Here is a 16,285-nt window from a genome sequence, read left to right on the forward strand (position 1 = left end):
GCAATTAGGTTCTTCGCATTGAACAATTCATAACGGAGAGTGTTATGCGCTACCTGCACACGATGGTACGTGTCGAGAATGTCGATGAATCGATGAAGTTCTATTGTGACCTTCTTGGGATGCAAGAGACCCGCCGCATCGAAAGCGAGCAGGGCCGTTTCACCCTGATTTATCTTGCACCACCGGCTGACGTGGAAAGTGCCAAATCCGTCAAGGCGCCTGAGCTTGAATTGACCTATAACTGGGACCCGGAAAGCTATTCGGGTGGCCGCAACTTCGGGCATCTGGCCTATGAAGTTGACGACATCTATGCCACTTGCCAGAAACTGATGGATGCGGGTGTGACCATCAACCGCCCGCCGCGCGACGGCCGTATGGCGTTTGTGCGCTCCCCGGATGGCATCTCCATCGAGTTCCTGCAAAAGGGTGATAACCTCGCACCGGCAGAACCATGGGCCAGCATGGAAAACACCGGCAGCTGGTAAGCGTGCAAATGTAGGTTTGTTGGGGAAGGGGAAACCTGCCCTGAAACATAAAAAAGGCCCGGAAAAATCCGGGCCTTTTCTTTTGTCTGGTCTTTGTCGACGCGGCTTAGCGCTTGTTGACCGGAACGAACGGACGTTCTTCGATGCCGGTAAACAGCTGACGCGGACGACCGATTTTCTGAGACGGATCTTCGATCATCTCTTTCCACTGGGAAATCCAGCCAACGGTACGTGCAACAGCGAACAGCACGGTGAACATGCTGACCGGGATGCCCATCGCCTTGAAGATGATGCCCGAATAGAAGTCGACGTTCGGGTAGAGTTTCTTCTCGATGAAGTACTCGTCTTCACGTGCGATGCGTTCCAGTTCCTGGGCAACGTCAAGCAGCGGATCCTGAATGTTGAGTTCCTTGAGAACTTCGTGGCAGGTTTCCTGCATGACCTTGGCGCGCGGATCGTAGTTTTTGTAAACGCGGTGACCAAAGCCCATCAGACGGAACGGATCGTTCTTGTCTTTTGCTTTTGCAACGAATTCCGGAATGTTTTTCACATCGCCGATTTCGTTGAGCATCTTCAGAACGGCTTCGTTCGCGCCGCCATGTGCCGGACCCCAAAGGGATGCGATACCAGCAGCGATACATGCGAACGGGTTGGCACCCGAAGAACCGGCCAGACGGACGGTCGAGGTCGAAGCATTCTGTTCGTGGTCGGCATGCAGGATCAGGATACGGTCCATTGCTTTGGCCAGAACCGGATTGACTTCGTAATCTTCGCACGGGTTACCGAACATCATCTGCAGGAAGTTTTCTGCATAACCAAGTTTGTTGTTCGGATAACGGAACGGCTGACCGATCGAATATTTGTATGCCATCGCAGCAATGGTCGGCATTTTCGCAATCAGGCGATAAGCCGAAATCAGGCGCTGCTGCGGGTCATTGATGTCGGTACTGTCATGGTAGAATGCAGACATTGCACCGATAACGCCAACCATGATGGCCATCGGATGCGCGTCACGGCGGAAGCCGTTATAGAAGTTGCGCATCTGTTCGTGGACCATGGTGTGCATGGTGATGTCGTTTTCGAACTGGCTTTTCTCGGTGGCGTTCGGCAGCTCACCATAAAGCAGCAGATGGCAGACTTCGAGGAAGTCGGCATTTTCTGCGAGTTCGTCAATTGCATAACCACGGTGACGCAGGATACCAACGTCGCCATCAATGTAGGTCAGTTCGGACTGGCAGGAGCCGGTCGAAGTGAAACCCGGGTCATAAGTGAAGTATCCGGTTTCTGCATAGAGCTTGCGAATGTCGATGACAGACGGGCCTACGCTACCCTCAAGCACCGGCATCTCGAACGACTTGCCAGTGGCATTGTCGGTCATTGTCACGGTGTGGGAAGTCTTGGAATTAGATGCCATGACTATTTTTCCTTCCCTGTTTGAACGAACACGGTTTCAAGTTGTGTGCAGCATAATGCTGCGGCGCACAAAGCGCAAACGGGTTATTAGTTTTTCTTAATTCGCTGTTGTTATGCATCAAAATGGCGAATGCGTTTCAGCGTTTGTGTCTTGCCAAGCACAATCATTACTTCGAAGATGCCTGGTGAAGAGTTGGAGCCTGTAAGCACCGCCCGCAAGGGCTGCGCAACTTTGCCAAGCTTTAACTCGAACTTCTCGGCGATGGCACGAACACTTGCGTCAACGTCCTCTTCCGTCCAGCTATCAAGCGCTTCCAGGCTGTTGGCCAGTTCCTTGAACAGACCTTCAGGTGCACCATCAATCAGGGACTGGGCTTTCTCGTTAACGGAATTGACGCCGTCAGTAACGTAGAAGGCCGAAGAGTCGGCGAGCTCGGTGAGAGTCTTGGCCCTTTCTTTAAGGCCTGACATGCCGTTGATCAAGATTTCTTTTTGCGATGCATCAAGACCGTCAACGCCAATCTGCTTGGCTATCAGCGGTGCGATCTCGTCTACAAGGCGGCTGTCATCGGCCTGACGCAGGTAGATGCCATTAAGGTTGGTCAGCTTCGCGAAATCAAAGCGCGCCGCACCTTTGCCGACATCGGTAATGTCAAACCATTCAATCGCCTGCTCGGTCGAGATAACCTCATCATCGCCATGGCCCCAGCCAAGACGCAGAAGATAGTTATTGATTGCTTCAGGCAGGAAACCCATCTCATCGCGATAGGCGTCAACACCAAGCGCACCATGACGTTTGGACAGTTTCGCACCGTCCGGGCCATGGATAAGCGGGATATGCGCAAAGGTCGGAACGTCCCACCCCATGGCGTCATAAATGACTTTCTGGCGGAACGCGTTGGTCAGGTGGTCATCACCACGAATAACGTTGGTTACACCCATGTCGTGGTCATCGACCACAACGGACAGCATGTAGGTGGGGGTGCCGTCGCCGCGCAGGATGACATAATCATCAAGCTGCTCGTTACTGACACGAACTTCACCCTGAACCTGATCATTGATGACCGCACCGCCTTCCTGCGGCGCTTTCACGCGTACGACCGGTTTCACACCTTCGGGCGCTTCGGATGCGTCACGGTCACGCCAGGTGCCGTCATATTTCATCGGACGGCCTTCGGCGCGGGCTTTTTCGCGCATCGCCGTCAGCTCTTCTTGCGAGCAATAGCAATAATAGGCTTTCCCGGCATCAAGGAGCTGTTGGGCAACTTCTGCATGGCGGTCGCGACGCGAAAACTGGAAAGTCGGTTCTTCGTCAGCGGTCAGGCCAAGCCAGTTCAAGCCGTCAAAAATGGCCTCGACGGCCTCGGGCGTTGAACGTTCACGGTCGGTATCCTCGATCCGGAGCAGGAACTTGCCACCGGTATGTTTGGCATAAAGCCAATTATAAAGTGCGGTGCGTGCGCCGCCGATATGTAAAAACCCGGTCGGAGACGGGGCAAAACGGGTAACAACCGTCATTCAATCTATCCGTTATTTGGATGTTGTCGCTTGTACTGGGGACTTTTAGCGTGCAGGCTATAGCACAAATGACACGCTGTTGCACCACAGCGGATGTTAGATAGAAACTATGCGGCAGGCGGGCTATTGGACATTCGTCGTAGGGCGGCAAGTAAAATTCAATTAATTCAAATATTTGCGATGATCCTTTCGCAAATTAATTTTGTTGTTACAAGCCAAAGAAATAAGTGGTTTCTAACGTCGGTTATATTCTTTGGGTTGGGCTGTGCAGCGTATTTCTTGCTCCCTGCGCGTGTTGGTGCCGGTCAGATTGGTCTGGCCGTGATTCTTTTGGCCTGTGCATTCTGGATGTCGCGGCGCATTGCCATCGTGGCCTTTGTCTTTCAACTGCTTGCCAGCATGGCTTTCGGGGCTTTGACAAGTGCGGTTCATACCGAACTTGGCCCCGATGATATTCCAACCAAAACGCTTTATGTGATGGAGGTCACTGGCACCATTATCGGGCTGGAACCACGCAACGGCCGGATCCGTGCAACTGTTGAGCCATCCGAAATTGAAGGCATTGCAAACGATCAATTGAACTGGAATGTCCGGCTCAGTTTTCTGGGCGATAGTGTGCTTGCGATTGGTGATCAGGTCCGCGCAAGCGCGCGGCTCTTTCCACTGCGTCCGCCCTCTGTGCCCGGTGATCCGCATTTTTCGCGCAACCTCTATTTCAGCGATATCGGCGCATCCGGGTTTGTGTTCGGGCGACAGTTCGAAGTTTTGAAGAATGATAAATCAATCAATAACAATGCGTTATTTGTTTATATTGAAAGAGCACGTCAATATATATCAGCCTCTATTAGCAATGAAATGCGCGGACCGGAAACTGGAATTGCAAAGGCGCTGATCATTGGGGAGCGCGGCGAAGTCACCCCGGAAATTGCCGATAACCTTCGAAAATCCGGTCTTGCACATTTGCTGGCGATTTCCGGTCTGCATATGGGGTTGCTCTGCGGGACGGTGTTTTTCCTGATCCGTTTCGGGTTGGCTGCCATTCCGGCAATTGCCCTGCGTTATCCGATCAAGAAATGGGCGGCGATGGCCGCGATGCTGGCGGGGCTTGTTTATCTTGGGTTATCGGGGGCCACCATCCCGACCCAGCGTGCCTTTGTCATGTTGCTCGTTGTCTGGTTGGCATTGCTCTTGGATCGCCGCGCCATATCCCTTCGGCTGGTCGGGGTCGCGGCCATCGTGGTGCTGCTCCTGCGGCCTGATGCCGTGTTGGGGGCCAGTTTCCAGTTATCTTTTGCCGCTGTTGGCGCGCTTGTCGCCTTTTATGACGGGCCGGGGCGGCGTTGGCTGGACCGACAAGGGATGTTGTCCTGGTATGAGCGAGGTGGTCTTTATCTTGCCGGTTTGCTTCTGACCAGTCTGATTGTAACGGCCGTGACCGCGCCGATCATTGGCTATCATTTCGGGCGCATTTCCATGCTTGGCGTCTTGGCCAATCTGGTCGCCATTCCGGTAATGGCTTTCTGGGTGATGCCCTGGATCGTCGTGACCTTGGCGCTGATCCCGCTTGGATTATCCGGCCTGTCCCTGGCGGCGATGAAGCCCGGGCTGATTGCTTTGCTGGAAACCGCTGATCTGGTCGCAGCCCAAAACTGGGGGCTTTGGTATGTCGCGGGCCTTGATATGTTGGCGGTCGCTTTGGGGTTGCTCGCACTGGCATGGATTGTCATCTGGTGCGACAAGGTGATGATCCTCCCGGTACTGCCTGTGATCGCGGCTGCCTTCATTTTTCAGATAACCCATCAGGAACCTGAAATCCTGATCTCGGGGGATCGTGAAAGCTTTGCAATCTATGATCCGGATACCGGTATCCTGCACACATCCTCCCGGCTGAATGACTTTCAGAAAGATATCTGGATGAACCGCTTTGGTATTCGCCCGGAACAGGCAGCACACAGCGTTCAGGCATGCCAAAATGATCCCTGTAGCGTTGCTGTCAGTGCGGACGGCATTCCATCACAGATCATTGTCGCCAGCCGCATCAGCAATCCGTTTTATGCCTGTCGCAATGCCGATATCGTCGTCAACCAACAAACCGATCTGCCTAACAGCTGTCAGGTGTCTGGGGCGCGTATGGTGATTGATGATGATGTGCTGTGGTGGCAGGGCGGTGTGGCCGTCAAGCTGCCAACAAACCCCGACCGACAGCCGATAATCAAAACGGTGCGTGAAGACAGCGGTAATTGGCCCTGGATCATCATTGGCGGCAGAGCAGGGCGCTAAGCGCCTACGTCGATATCAGCCATAGTCGTTAGAAAACAAAACGCCCGGGCAAAGGCGCCGGGCGTATGTTGTTCGGAATATTGAGTGATCAATCAGTACTGACGCAGCAGCCCGACCAGACGGCCCTGAATTTGCACGCGATCCGGCGACAGGGCGCGGGTTTCATAGCGTGCGTTGGCGGGTTCAAGCAGCACTTCACCACGGCCACGTTTCAGGCGCTTCAGGGTGGCTTCGGCATCATCAACAAGGGCAACCACAATAGTGCCGTCATGGGCTTGTTCGCAACGCTGGATCAGGACGGTATCGCCATCAAGAATGCCAGCCTCAACCATAGAATCACCCGAAACTTCAAGCGCGTAGTGATCGCCGCTGCCAAGTAGGGCCGCAGGAACCTGTACCATGGTGCTTTGATCACGCAGCGCCTCGATCGGCGTGCCCGCAGCAATCCGGCCATATAGTGGCAGACCGATGGATTCCCCTGCCTCGGAGAAGGCGGTTGGCACTGTGGCGGGCCGGTGCGGGGCCTTTCGTGCGCTGGCGATTGACGTCACGTTGTTGGGCGTTTCTGGACCGTCATCTTCATTGTTTTCAGGCAGGCGCACCACTTCAAGCGCGCGGGCCCGATGGGCGAGGCGGCGGATGAAACCGCGTTCCTCAAGGCCCGTAATCAGGCGATGAATGCCGGATTTGGATTTAAGGTTCAGGGCCTCTTTCATTTCATCGAAAGAGGGCGAAATCCCGTGATCGCGAAGGTAATTGTCTATATAGACCAGCAACTCATATTGCTTGCGCGTCAGCATGATATTTCCCGAACCTGTAAAAAGAACAAAAAGGATACATAAATGTTCTACTTTAGTTCTTTTCGCGGGTCAAGCGGCTCTGTACGATTAAACGCAAAAACCGAATAATCGCGGCAATTTTTCAAAAAATATGAATATTGGGCCGTGAAACAGGACAGGATGTTAGTCCGCCGTAAAGGTCCCCGACTTGCCACCTTCTTTCCGGGTGACCCGCAAATCGGTAATCCTCATACTTTTGTCAACCGCCTTGCACATGTCAAAAACCGTGAGTGCGGAAACTGATGCTGCGGTAAGCGCCTCCATCTCGACACCGGTCTTGCCGGTTGTCTTGCAGGTGGCGGTGATATCGACTGCATCAACGTCTTCCGCAAGCTCAAGGTCGACCGTGACCGAGGTCAGGGGCAGGGGATGACAGAGCGGGATCAGATCGGGGGTCTTTTTCGCCCCCATGATCCCGGCCAATTGGGCGATGCCAAGAACATCACCCTTTTTATGGCCACGGTCCGCAATCAGTTTTGCGGTTTCCGACGACATCAGAACCCGTGCCTTGGCAATCGCGATGCGCGCAGTTTCCGCCTTGGCCGAGATATCGACCATCACTGCATTGCCACCGGCGTCAATATGGGAAAGCTTGTCTGCCATTTTCGGTCCAGTATTGATCAGGCCGCAAGGCCGAGCAGGTTGCGGGTGGCGGTTGCGACGTCGTCCTGACGCATCAGGCTTTCACCGATCAGGAAGCACTGGGCGCCAACCTTTGCCATGCGGGCCAGGTCGTCCGGTGTAAACAGGCCGCTTTCGGCCACTAGCAGGCGACCACCGCCGACCATGCTTGCCAGTTCCTCGGTCGTGGTGAGGGAGGTTTCCATGGTCTTGAGATTGCGGTTGTTGATGCCGAGCAAACGTGATTTGAGCTTCAGCGCACGTTCAAGTTCCGGGGCATTGTGCACCTCGATCAGGACGTCCATGCCAAGGCTGTGCGCGGCATCTTCAAGTTCGGCGGCCAGGCTGTCTTCAAGGGCGGCCATGATCAGAAGGATGCAATCCGCACCAAGTGCGCGGGCCTCGGTCACCTGATAGGGATCGATCATGAAATCCTTGCGAAGGGCGGGAAGGTCGACCGCTGCGCGGGCGGCGACCAGATAGCTGTCATCGCCCTGGAAATAGGGGATGTCGGTCAGAACCGACAGGCAGCTTGCCCCGCCAGCCTTATAGGCCTTGGCGAGTTCAGGCGGATTGAAGTCCGGGCGGATCAGGCCTTTGGACGGGGATGCCTTCTTGATTTCGGCAATCAGACCATAACGGCCATCGGCAACACTGGTTTCAAGTGCGTTGATGAAGCCACGCGGCGCGGATTGTGTTTTTGCCTCGGCCTCAAGCGTGGCAAGGGACGTGCGCGCCTTGCAGGCCGCGACATGATCGCGCTTGTCGTTGCAGATTTTGGTCAGTACGTCGCTCACGCCGGGGTTCCTTCGTTCGTAATGTCTACAAGGCCCTGAAGGGTTTCGGCAGCCTTGCCGCTATCAATCGCGTCTGCGGCCTTTTTGATTCCATCGGCCAGATCGCTGGCAATGCCGGTGACGACAAGCGCCGCACCCGCATTCATCAGAACGATATCACGGTACGGGCCTTTCTTGGCGGCGAGCAGGTCCGTGATCGCCTTGGCATTCTCATCGGCATCGCCACCCTTGAGGTCGTCAAGCGTTGCGGTTTCAAGGCCGAAATCGCCCGGATTGATTTCAAAGGTGGTGACGGTGCCGTCCTTGACCTCGGCGACAAAGGTCGGGCCGGTGGTCGAGATTTCATCAAGGCCGCTATGACCATGCACAACCCAAGCGTGGACGGAGCCAAGACGGTTAAGCACATGGGCAATCGGTTCGACCCACTGTTTACCAAAGACACCAAGAACCTGACGTTTGGTTTTGGCCGGGTTGGCGAGCGGGCCCAGCAGGTTAAAGATCGTGCGCGTGCCCATTTCAACGCGGGTCGGCATCACGTGACGCATCGCCGAATGATGGCGGGTGGCCATCATGAAGCAAAGATTGATCTTTTTCAGCGCCTTTTCAAGGAGCTTCATATCGGCATCAAGATTGACACCCAGCGCCATCAGAACATCCGCCGAGCCCGATTTCGACGATGCCGCGCGGTTGCCATGCTTGGCAACCGTGGCGCCAGCGGCGGCGGCAACGATGGCCGCCCCGGTCGAAATGTTATAGGTGCCGCTGCCATCACCGCCGGTGCCGCAGGTATCAACCGCGTTTTCCGGGGCAATGATGCCGGTGGCCTTTTCACGCATGACACGGGCCGCGCCGGTGATTTCATCGATGGTTTCACCGCGCAGTCGCAACCCCATCAGGAAAGCCCCCATCTGCGACGGCGTCGCCTGACCGGACATCAGCACGTTAAAGGCGCCTTCGGCCATGCTTTCGGTCAGTTTTTCGCCATCTGCGACTTTGGCCAGAATTGGCTTCAGATCATGATCAGTCGACATCGGGTCTTCCTTGGTTTGCGGTCCAGTGCGTGTTGGGCACTATGGGTCAGGCACTGGTATAGTCGATAAAATTCTTCAATAGGGCGTGTCCATGTTCCGAAGCAATGCTTTCGGGATGGAACTGAACGCCATGAATCTGATGGTTTTTGTGACGCACGCCCATAATCAGACCATCTCCGCTTTGGGCGGTGATTTCAAGGTTGTCGGGCAAAGTTTCGCGCTCGATCACCAATGAATGATAGCGGGTGGCTTCAAACGGGCTGGGAAGGCCCGCAAAGACGCTTTGTCCGGAATGGGTCATCGCATCGGTCTTGCCGTGCATGCATTCAGGCGCGCGAATGACCTTGCCGCCAAAGGCCTGACCGATGGATTGATGGCCAAGGCAAACGCCAAGCAGCTTGACCTTGCCCGCCGCCGCCTTGATCAGATCAAGGCAAATGCCGGCACGTTCCGGGTCGCACGGGCCCGGCGAAATCACAATCCCTTCGGGATTAAGCGCCATGGCTTCTTCAACACTGACCTCATCGTTGCGGCGCACTTCGACCTCGGGGCCGAGTTCGCGCAGATAGTGCCACAGATTGAATGTGAAACTGTCGTAATTATCGATGAGGAGATACATAAAAAAGCAGGCTCATGCACATTAAGATCGGCAGAGAATAAACGCCATTGTCGCTACGTCAAGCAGAAGCAGAGCAAGGCTTTTTTAGCCTCTGGCGCGTCTTTGATCACGCGAGGTGTAATCCTTTAACCGTGCGCTAACCAGAACCGTTTTAAAAACGTGAAAACACAAGCCGACGTGATCGGTATATAATCACCATATGGGAAGGGGCTGTTCAATCAACGAAACAGCCGCTACGAGCATCCCAGCAAACGAATACTGGAGACCACAGCGTGGCACGCCGGGCAACCCGGGCAACGACCGCCAGACGTAAAAAGGCGGCACCCAAGAAATCCAACCGTAAAAAGACCGCCCCGAACAAGAAAACGGGTGGTATTGGTCGCCTGATGCTGGGCGGGGCCTTTGTTGCGGGTACGCTTTCGGCCATCATTGCGGTTGGCAGCATGCTTGAACTTGATCGCGCATCCGATGAAATTGGCCGTGCTTCGGATCAGGGCGCACCAAATTATGCGCTGGCTGACCCCGAACCGACCCCGATGCTGCGCAAGGATTACACGCTTTCGGATAAGGCGTCGGTCTCCGAGCGTGGACGCACGGGATATCTCGTTGGCGAGAATGACGGTTCTGGTGCATCAAGTGGGCAGAGTGAACCAGGTCTGGCCAACTATGTCCCGGCCCCAGAGTCCCGCAAGCCCGCCCAAGCTGGTGATATCCTTCCGGGTGACAGCGGCAATGATGTGCCAGGTTCGTCGGTTGCCGCCATGGATCAGCCGTGGCGGAAATATGCCGCCCTGACACAGGATACCGGGGACAAGCCGGTGATCGCGATTGTGATCGATGATGCAGGCCTTGATCAGCCGCGCACTGCCAAAACGGTCGAGCTTCCGGGGCCGATCACGATTTCCTATCTACCCTATGCCCGGGATTTGCAGCCACAGGTCGATGCGGCGCGCAAGGCCGGGCATGAAGTGATGCTGCATATGCCCATGGAGCCGTCCTCCAGTGCGGTTGATCCGGGGCCACATGCCCTGTATGTCAGCGATGGTCGTGACAAGGTTCTGTCGGAAATGAACTGGATGCTGGATCAGTTCGATGGCTATGTCGGTGTGAACAACCATATGGGCAGCAAGTTTACATCGGACCCCGCCCATATGAAAATGGTCATGGAAGTCATGAAGTCCCGTGGACTGATGTTCCTCGATTCCCGCACCAGTGCAAAGTCTGTTGCCTACTCCACAGCGGGCAGTTTTGGTGTTCCGGCTCTGACGCGTGATGTGTTTATCGATGATGCAGACGATGCTGCCAAGATTGCTGAGATGCTTGATAAAATCGAACGGGTGGCCAGCAAACAGGGATATGCCATCGCCATTGGACATCCACGCGATCGGACGCTTGGCGCGCTTGCGAAATGGATTCCTGAAATTCAGGCCAAGGGGTTCGAGCTGGTCCCGATTACAGATGTTCTGCGCCGATCAATGCAGAGTGTGACTGGCTAACCTTAACCTGAACAAATCGTCATTCCCACGAAGGTGGGAATCCACAACGGTAGCAACGCTGTTTGGATTCCGGGTCTACGCTTCGCTTCGCCCGGAATGACGGTTTTCATCTTTGTTATGGTTTGTTCCCGTCACGCGAAGCGATGGGCTTCGCGCGCAGCCGCCATCAGGGCGCCTGCCTTGTTCTGGCATTCCTTATGTTCAAGTTCCGGTTTGCTGTCGACGACGACACCGGCCCCGGCCTGAATATGGATTTTCTCGTCCTTGATGACGGCGGTGCGGAGCGCAATACAGGTATCCATCGAGCCGTCGGCCGAGATATAGCCGATGCAGCCGGCATAGATGCCACGGCGGACCGATTCCAGTTCATCGATGATTTCCATGGCGCGGACCTTGGGCGCGCCCGAAACGGTGCCTGCCGGGAAGCCGGCCTTGAGCGCGTCCATGGCGTCATATTTGGTTTCGTCAATCTGACCGACCACGTTAGAGACGATATGCATGACGTGGGAATAGTATTCGATCTGTTCTCGGTCGGTGACACGCACAGTCCCCGGTTTGGAAACGCGCCCGACATCGTTGCGACCAAGGTCGAGCAGCATCAGATGTTCCGAGCGTTCCTTGGGGTCATCAAGCAGGTCCTGCGCCATGATCTTGTCGTCATCGGGCGTTTTGCCGCGCCGACGGGTACCGGCAATCGGGCGAATGGTGACTTCGCCGTCGCGCAGACGCACAAGGATTTCCGGGCTGGCGCCGACGACCTGAAAACCGCCGATATCAAGATAGAACATGAAGGGCGACGGATTGATCCGCCGCAAAGCCCGATAAAAAGCAAAAGGCGGGAGCTGATAGGGTAGTGTGTAGCGTTGTGACAGCACCACCTGAAAGATGTCGCCTGCACGGATGTAATCCTTGGCCTTTTCGACCATGTCGTGGAAGCCGACCTCATCAACGCTGACCGCAGGCTCGGGCAGGGTGTCGGGCACGGATTTGGAGCGACGGTCGATAAACAGGTTACGCTGGAACTGCTGGACCACGTCATTGAGACGCGCGCAGGCCAGATCATAGGCTGCATCCGCCGAGATACCGTTTTCCGGGCGCACCGGGCTGACAACGGTAACCGTGTCTTCGATGGTATCGAAACTTGCGGTGACAGTCGGGCGGATGAAAATGGCATCGGGTACATCAAGTTCGTCCTTGTTGCTGTCGGGCAGCTTTTCCATCAGGCGGACGGTGTCGTAGCCCATATAGCCGACCAGTCCGGCACTCATCGGCGGCAGGTTGTCGGGCAGTTCGATATAGCTTTCGGCGATCAGTTTCTTGAGGCTGTCAAGCGGGGCGTCAGCCTCGGCCAGGAAGGCGTCGGCATCGGCCATCGCACGGCGATTAAGCTCGGCCTTGTCGCCAAAGCAGCGCCAGATCAGATCGGGCTTGAGACCCAGGAACGAATACCGTCCCCGAACCGATCCGCCTTCAACAGATTCAAGCAAATAGGTGTTTGGCATGCCTTCGGCGATCTTGAGAAAGGCCGAGACCGGCGTATCAAGGTCAGCGGTCAGCGAGGTCCAGAGAACCTGCGAAATGCCGTTGTCGTAGTTTTGCTTGAAACTGGTGAAATCCGGTTTGATTTCCATGGTCTGTCCGATGTTGAGACGCGTTGTCGGGATAGAAATAGAAAAAGGGCGACCGGATTTTTCCGGTCGCCCTTGTTGACTGATCAGTTTGCAGCGGTTGGTTGATAAAGCTCGTTGATCACGCTGTTATTCACACTGACCGAGATTTCCTCGTTCAGGTAATTGAGATACTGCGCAAGGATATCTTCGTTCAGCGCTTCCTTGAGCTCGTCATTTACCGGTGCGGCGTCTGCGGTGTTTATGTCGGCTGCCTCGATGTCATCAAGCTTGACGACAAGAACGTCTTCACCGGTCTGAACGGCTTTGGCCTTGCCGTCTTCAAGGGTGAAGAGGGCTGCGGCAACAGCCGGGTTTACATCATCACCAAGGCCCTGGCCGGTGCGGCGGGTCATGCCGGTTTCGCGAACGGTGGTCGCATCTTCGGATGCAAGCGTCGCGATGTCAGCACCGGTATTGTTGATGTTGCCAGCCAGTTCTTCGGCCTTTTCCATCATCAGGCGCTGACGTTCTTCGGCTGTCCAGGCGGCGACAACGTCTTCACGGACGTCTTCGAACGGACGCAGGGCCGAGGGCGTTACGTTTTCAACGCGGACAACATAACGGGTGCCTGAAGCGGTTTCTTCGAGGAAGCTTTCCTCGCCGTTTTCAAGTTCGAAGATCTTGGCGTTGATTTCTTCTGCACCGTCAACGTTCTGACCAACAAGGCCTTCGCCGCGGACAACGCCGTCAAGCTTGTAGGTTTTTGCACCGACGTCACGTGCGGCATCTTCGATCGGGGTGCCCGCACCGAGTTCCTCGTCAAAGGTGGCGGCAAGATCGTAGATCGCGTCTTCGGCTTTGAACTGCTTGAGGCCATCAACAATGATGTCGCGTACTTCATCAAGGCTTTGCGTGCTGCCCGGGGTGACGGACGGAACACGGATGATGTGCCAGCCAAGGGCGGTTTCAACCGGCTCGGAAATGCCGCCTTCTTCAAGGGAGAAGGTCGCTTCGCTCAGATCCGGCAGAATATCGTTGGCGGTGAATTCGCCGAGTTTGACCATGGCTTCGTCCATGCCGGCATCTTCGGCAACGGCCATGAAGTCAGCACCTTCTTGAAGGCGGTTATAGGCATCACGCGCGGTCTGTTCTTCGTTCGGGGCAAACAGGATCTGTTCGACCGTACGTTTTTCCGGGGTCTGGAATTCCGGTTCGCGCTGGGCATAAGACTCAGCGATTTCATCCTCGGTCACGGGGATGGTCGGGATGAGATCGGCTGCGCTGAGCGTTGCCAGGGTCACGTCGCGGCTTTCCGGTGCGGTGAACTGTGTGGCGTTATCTTCGTGATAGGCACGCAGGGTGGCGTCATCGGCGACCGGAATGTCGGCGAACTCGTCCGCATTCAGTGCAAAGAAAGAACCGCTGCGCTGTTCATTGCGATAGGCAACGATCTGGCGCGCCATGATGTCGGGCACAGCTGCCGGGCTGGTCAGGCTGTCAACAACCTGCTGGCTCATCATATCGCCACGGACACCATTGATGAATTCGTTTTCGGTGTAGCCCGCCTGATAAAGCGCCTGCATGAAGCGGTCGCGGCTGAACTGGCCGGTGGCCGGGTCCTTGAAGCTGTCAGACGAGAAAATCTGATCGCGGACTTTTTCGTCGCTGATGCCGATGCCGATATTCTTGGCATCTTCGCGCAGGATCTTCTGCGAGACGAGCGACTGCACCGTATTGTTCAGAAGGCCCATCTGGACGGCCTGCTGCTGGTTGAAGTTCGGTCCGAACATGTTTCGCATATTCTGAACGCTGCGCTGAAACGCGCGGTCCAGTTCGACCGGGGTGATCTTCTGGCTGCCGATTTCGGCAACTTCACGCGAGGTGCCCAGATTAAGCATCGATGCGTTCAGGCCCCAGATCACGAAGCTCAGTGCAATCACGCCAAAGATAATCTTGGCAAAGATTGATTTCGAAAATGTGCGAATGCCAGCAAGCATATGATAAGCCTAACAATCCGTGGTTTGACGCCAAAATCAGGCTTTGACGTCGTTTCATTATTGATCGCCCAAGCACCACGTCAGATGACACGGGCCGAGCAAATTTGCCGCGCATCTTAATGGCGAGTGTTATCAGCGGCAACAGGCGATTGTATAGAAGATGACTGCAATCACATCCTAAATAAGGGATCAGGCGTTTTCGGGTACTTGGCCCCGCTGGCATGGCATGCTAAAACCCGCGTCGAAACAGGTCCTGTAACAAATCGTAACGGCCGCAAACAGGTTGTTATTGCCTTGATACACGGACATAATATGAACCTGATCAGCACGAGGTACCCCCGATGACCCAACGCCGTCCCCTGATTGCCGGAAACTGGAAAATGAACTGTTTGCGTGCAGACGGTCTTGCGCTGGCGTCAAGCCTGGCGTCGAAGGCGTCTGAAAAAGGGGCGCTTGGTTGTGATGTTCTGGTCTGTCCGCCGGCGACGTTGCTGTCGGACGTGGTCGGGGTCACGCATGGAAGTGTCGTTGCTGTTGGCGGGCAGGATTGCCACGCTGCGATCTCTGGCGCGCATACCGGTGATGTTGCGGCTGCGATGCTGGCTGATATTGGGGCGGAATATGTTCTGGTTGGCCATTCCGAGCGCCGCGCGGATCATGCGGAAAACTCAACCGATATCCGCAAAAAGGCGATTGCCGCCCATGATGCCGGTTTGACGGCGGTTGTCTGTGTGGGTGAAACCGAAGAAGAACGTGATCTTGGCGCGACGCTTTCGGTGGTGAACGGGCAGGTGGCAGTATCGCTTCCCGAAGGGGCGACTGCGAAAAATACGGTTGTAGCCTATGAGCCGGTCTGGGCGATCGGGACCGGGCGCACGGCAAGCGTTGAAGAAGTGGCCGAGGTGCATGCCGCGATCCGCGCCGAGCTTGTCAAACGGTTCGAGGATGGTAACGAATTTCGCATTCTGTATGGTGGTTCGGTCAAGCCGTCCAATGCCAAGGAATTGCTGGCGGTTGAAGATGTCGACGGTGCGCTTGTCGGCGGGGCGAGCCTAAAGGTTGAAGATTTCTGGCGGATTATTGAATCCTGCGCCTGATACGCTGCGGTGCAGATTTTGTTCAATATGCTCTAGCCAACAGCCATAAAACGCGTTAAATACGCATCAAATTTATGCCCGATCCGGGCACAATTGCGTTTGGATCGGTAGATTAGGACAAGAGTTTCGACACCATGCAAACAGTCATTCTGGTAATCCACCTTCTTCTTGCGCTCGGCCTTATTGCCGTGATTCTCGTGCAGCGCAGCGAGGGCGGTGGGCTTGGTATCGGCGGTAACAGCGGCGGTGGCGGCGGAGGCGGTGGCTTCGGCGTGATGAGTTCACGCGGCGCTGCAAACCTGCTGACCCGTACCACTGCTATACTGGCAGGCGCATTCATGATCACCAGCATCATCCTTGCCCTTCAGTCGAACACCCATACCCAGCCGGCTTCGATCCTTGATCAGGCACCGGAACCGGCGCCGGCGGTCACTGAGCCCGCCGAGGATACCGGGCCCGCGGCTCCGACCCGATAAAAAATA

14 protein-coding genes are annotated in these 16,285 nt (G+C 55.6%); 5 read left to right on the forward strand and 9 right to left on the reverse strand.

The features are described from left to right. Positions 1 to 44 precede the first annotated feature (44 nt). Positions 45 to 485 (forward strand): VOC family protein, encoded by a 441-nt coding sequence (locus ACXAF0_RS10795; RefSeq protein WP_475345858.1) that lies wholly within the window; start codon positions 45 to 47, stop codon positions 483 to 485. Between the two features lie 106 nt (positions 486 to 591). Here ACXAF0_RS10795 and ACXAF0_RS10800 read toward each other — a convergent pair whose 3' ends face one another. Both ACXAF0_RS10800 and gltX read right to left on the reverse strand, forming a co-directional pair. After that, positions 592 to 1,899, reverse strand: coding sequence for a citrate synthase (locus ACXAF0_RS10800; protein WP_475345859.1), 1,308 nt, complete (start codon positions 1,897 to 1,899; stop codon positions 592 to 594). 110 nt (positions 1,900 to 2,009) lie between these two features. Next, a complete protein-coding gene (gene gltX / locus ACXAF0_RS10805) occupies positions 2,010 to 3,416 on the reverse strand; it encodes a glutamate--tRNA ligase (RefSeq protein WP_475345860.1) in 1,407 nt (468 codons plus the stop codon). A gap of 279 nt (positions 3,417 to 3,695) precedes the next feature. On the opposite strand from gltX, the gene ACXAF0_RS10810 reads away from it, so the two are divergent. Beyond that, positions 3,696 to 5,696: a ComEC/Rec2 family competence protein gene (locus ACXAF0_RS10810; RefSeq protein ID WP_475345861.1), complete on the forward strand. Its 2,001-nt coding sequence runs from the start codon at positions 3,696 to 3,698 to the stop codon at positions 5,694 to 5,696. Between the two features lie 92 nt (positions 5,697 to 5,788). Here ACXAF0_RS10810 and lexA read toward each other — a convergent pair whose 3' ends face one another. The 5 genes from lexA to ACXAF0_RS10835 form a co-directional block, all read right to left on the reverse strand. Then, positions 5,789 to 6,496 carry a transcriptional repressor LexA gene (lexA, locus tag ACXAF0_RS10815; RefSeq protein WP_475345862.1) on the reverse strand — a complete coding sequence of 236 codons (708 nt, stop codon included), beginning with the start codon at positions 6,494 to 6,496 and terminating at the stop codon, positions 5,789 to 5,791. 162 nt (positions 6,497 to 6,658) lie between these two features. Next, positions 6,659 to 7,159: a cyclic pyranopterin monophosphate synthase MoaC gene (gene moaC, locus ACXAF0_RS10820; protein ID WP_475346239.1), complete on the reverse strand. Its 501-nt coding sequence runs from the start codon at positions 7,157 to 7,159 to the stop codon at positions 6,659 to 6,661. Beyond that, entirely contained in the window at positions 7,156 to 7,953 is a 798-nt protein-coding gene (trpC, locus tag ACXAF0_RS10825; protein ID WP_475345863.1) for an indole-3-glycerol phosphate synthase TrpC, read from the reverse strand. The genes moaC and trpC overlap by 4 nt, the downstream gene beginning before the upstream one ends. Then, positions 7,950 to 8,984 carry an anthranilate phosphoribosyltransferase gene (gene trpD / locus ACXAF0_RS10830; RefSeq protein ID WP_475345864.1) on the reverse strand — a complete coding sequence of 345 codons (1,035 nt, stop codon included), beginning with the start codon at positions 8,982 to 8,984 and terminating at the stop codon, positions 7,950 to 7,952. The genes trpC and trpD overlap by 4 nt, the downstream gene beginning before the upstream one ends. A gap of 46 nt (positions 8,985 to 9,030) precedes the next feature. Continuing rightward, complete coding sequence (locus ACXAF0_RS10835) at positions 9,031 to 9,603, reverse strand: anthranilate synthase component II (RefSeq protein ID WP_475345865.1); 573 nt, start codon at positions 9,601 to 9,603, stop codon at positions 9,031 to 9,033. Positions 9,604 to 9,875: 272 nt separating this feature from the next. On the opposite strand from ACXAF0_RS10835, the gene ACXAF0_RS10840 reads away from it, so the two are divergent. After that, positions 9,876 to 11,099 (forward strand): divergent polysaccharide deacetylase family protein, encoded by a 1,224-nt coding sequence (locus ACXAF0_RS10840; RefSeq protein WP_475345866.1) that lies wholly within the window; start codon positions 9,876 to 9,878, stop codon positions 11,097 to 11,099. A gap of 131 nt (positions 11,100 to 11,230) precedes the next feature. Here the strand turns inward: ACXAF0_RS10840 and trpE are convergent, their stop codons facing one another. After that, positions 11,231 to 12,730 (reverse strand): anthranilate synthase component I, encoded by a 1,500-nt coding sequence (gene trpE, locus ACXAF0_RS10845; RefSeq protein ID WP_475345867.1) that lies wholly within the window; start codon positions 12,728 to 12,730, stop codon positions 11,231 to 11,233. Positions 12,731 to 12,813: 83 nt separating this feature from the next. After that, the gene (locus tag ACXAF0_RS10850) at positions 12,814 to 14,706 is read right to left on the reverse strand and encodes a SurA N-terminal domain-containing protein (RefSeq protein WP_475345868.1); all 1,893 of its coding nucleotides are present in this window, start codon (positions 14,704 to 14,706) and stop codon (positions 12,814 to 12,816) included. 341 nt (positions 14,707 to 15,047) lie between these two features. Between ACXAF0_RS10850 and tpiA the strand changes: the two genes are divergently transcribed. Both tpiA and secG read left to right on the forward strand, forming a co-directional pair. After that, positions 15,048 to 15,803 (forward strand): triose-phosphate isomerase, encoded by a 756-nt coding sequence (gene tpiA / locus ACXAF0_RS10855; RefSeq protein ID WP_475345869.1) that lies wholly within the window; start codon positions 15,048 to 15,050, stop codon positions 15,801 to 15,803. 134 nt (positions 15,804 to 15,937) lie between these two features. Then, positions 15,938 to 16,279 carry a preprotein translocase subunit SecG gene (gene secG / locus ACXAF0_RS10860; RefSeq protein WP_008891176.1) on the forward strand — a complete coding sequence of 114 codons (342 nt, stop codon included), beginning with the start codon at positions 15,938 to 15,940 and terminating at the stop codon, positions 16,277 to 16,279. Positions 16,280 to 16,285: the final 6 nt, after the last annotated feature.

The organism is Thalassospira sp. ABD4_177 (assembly GCF_056160125.1).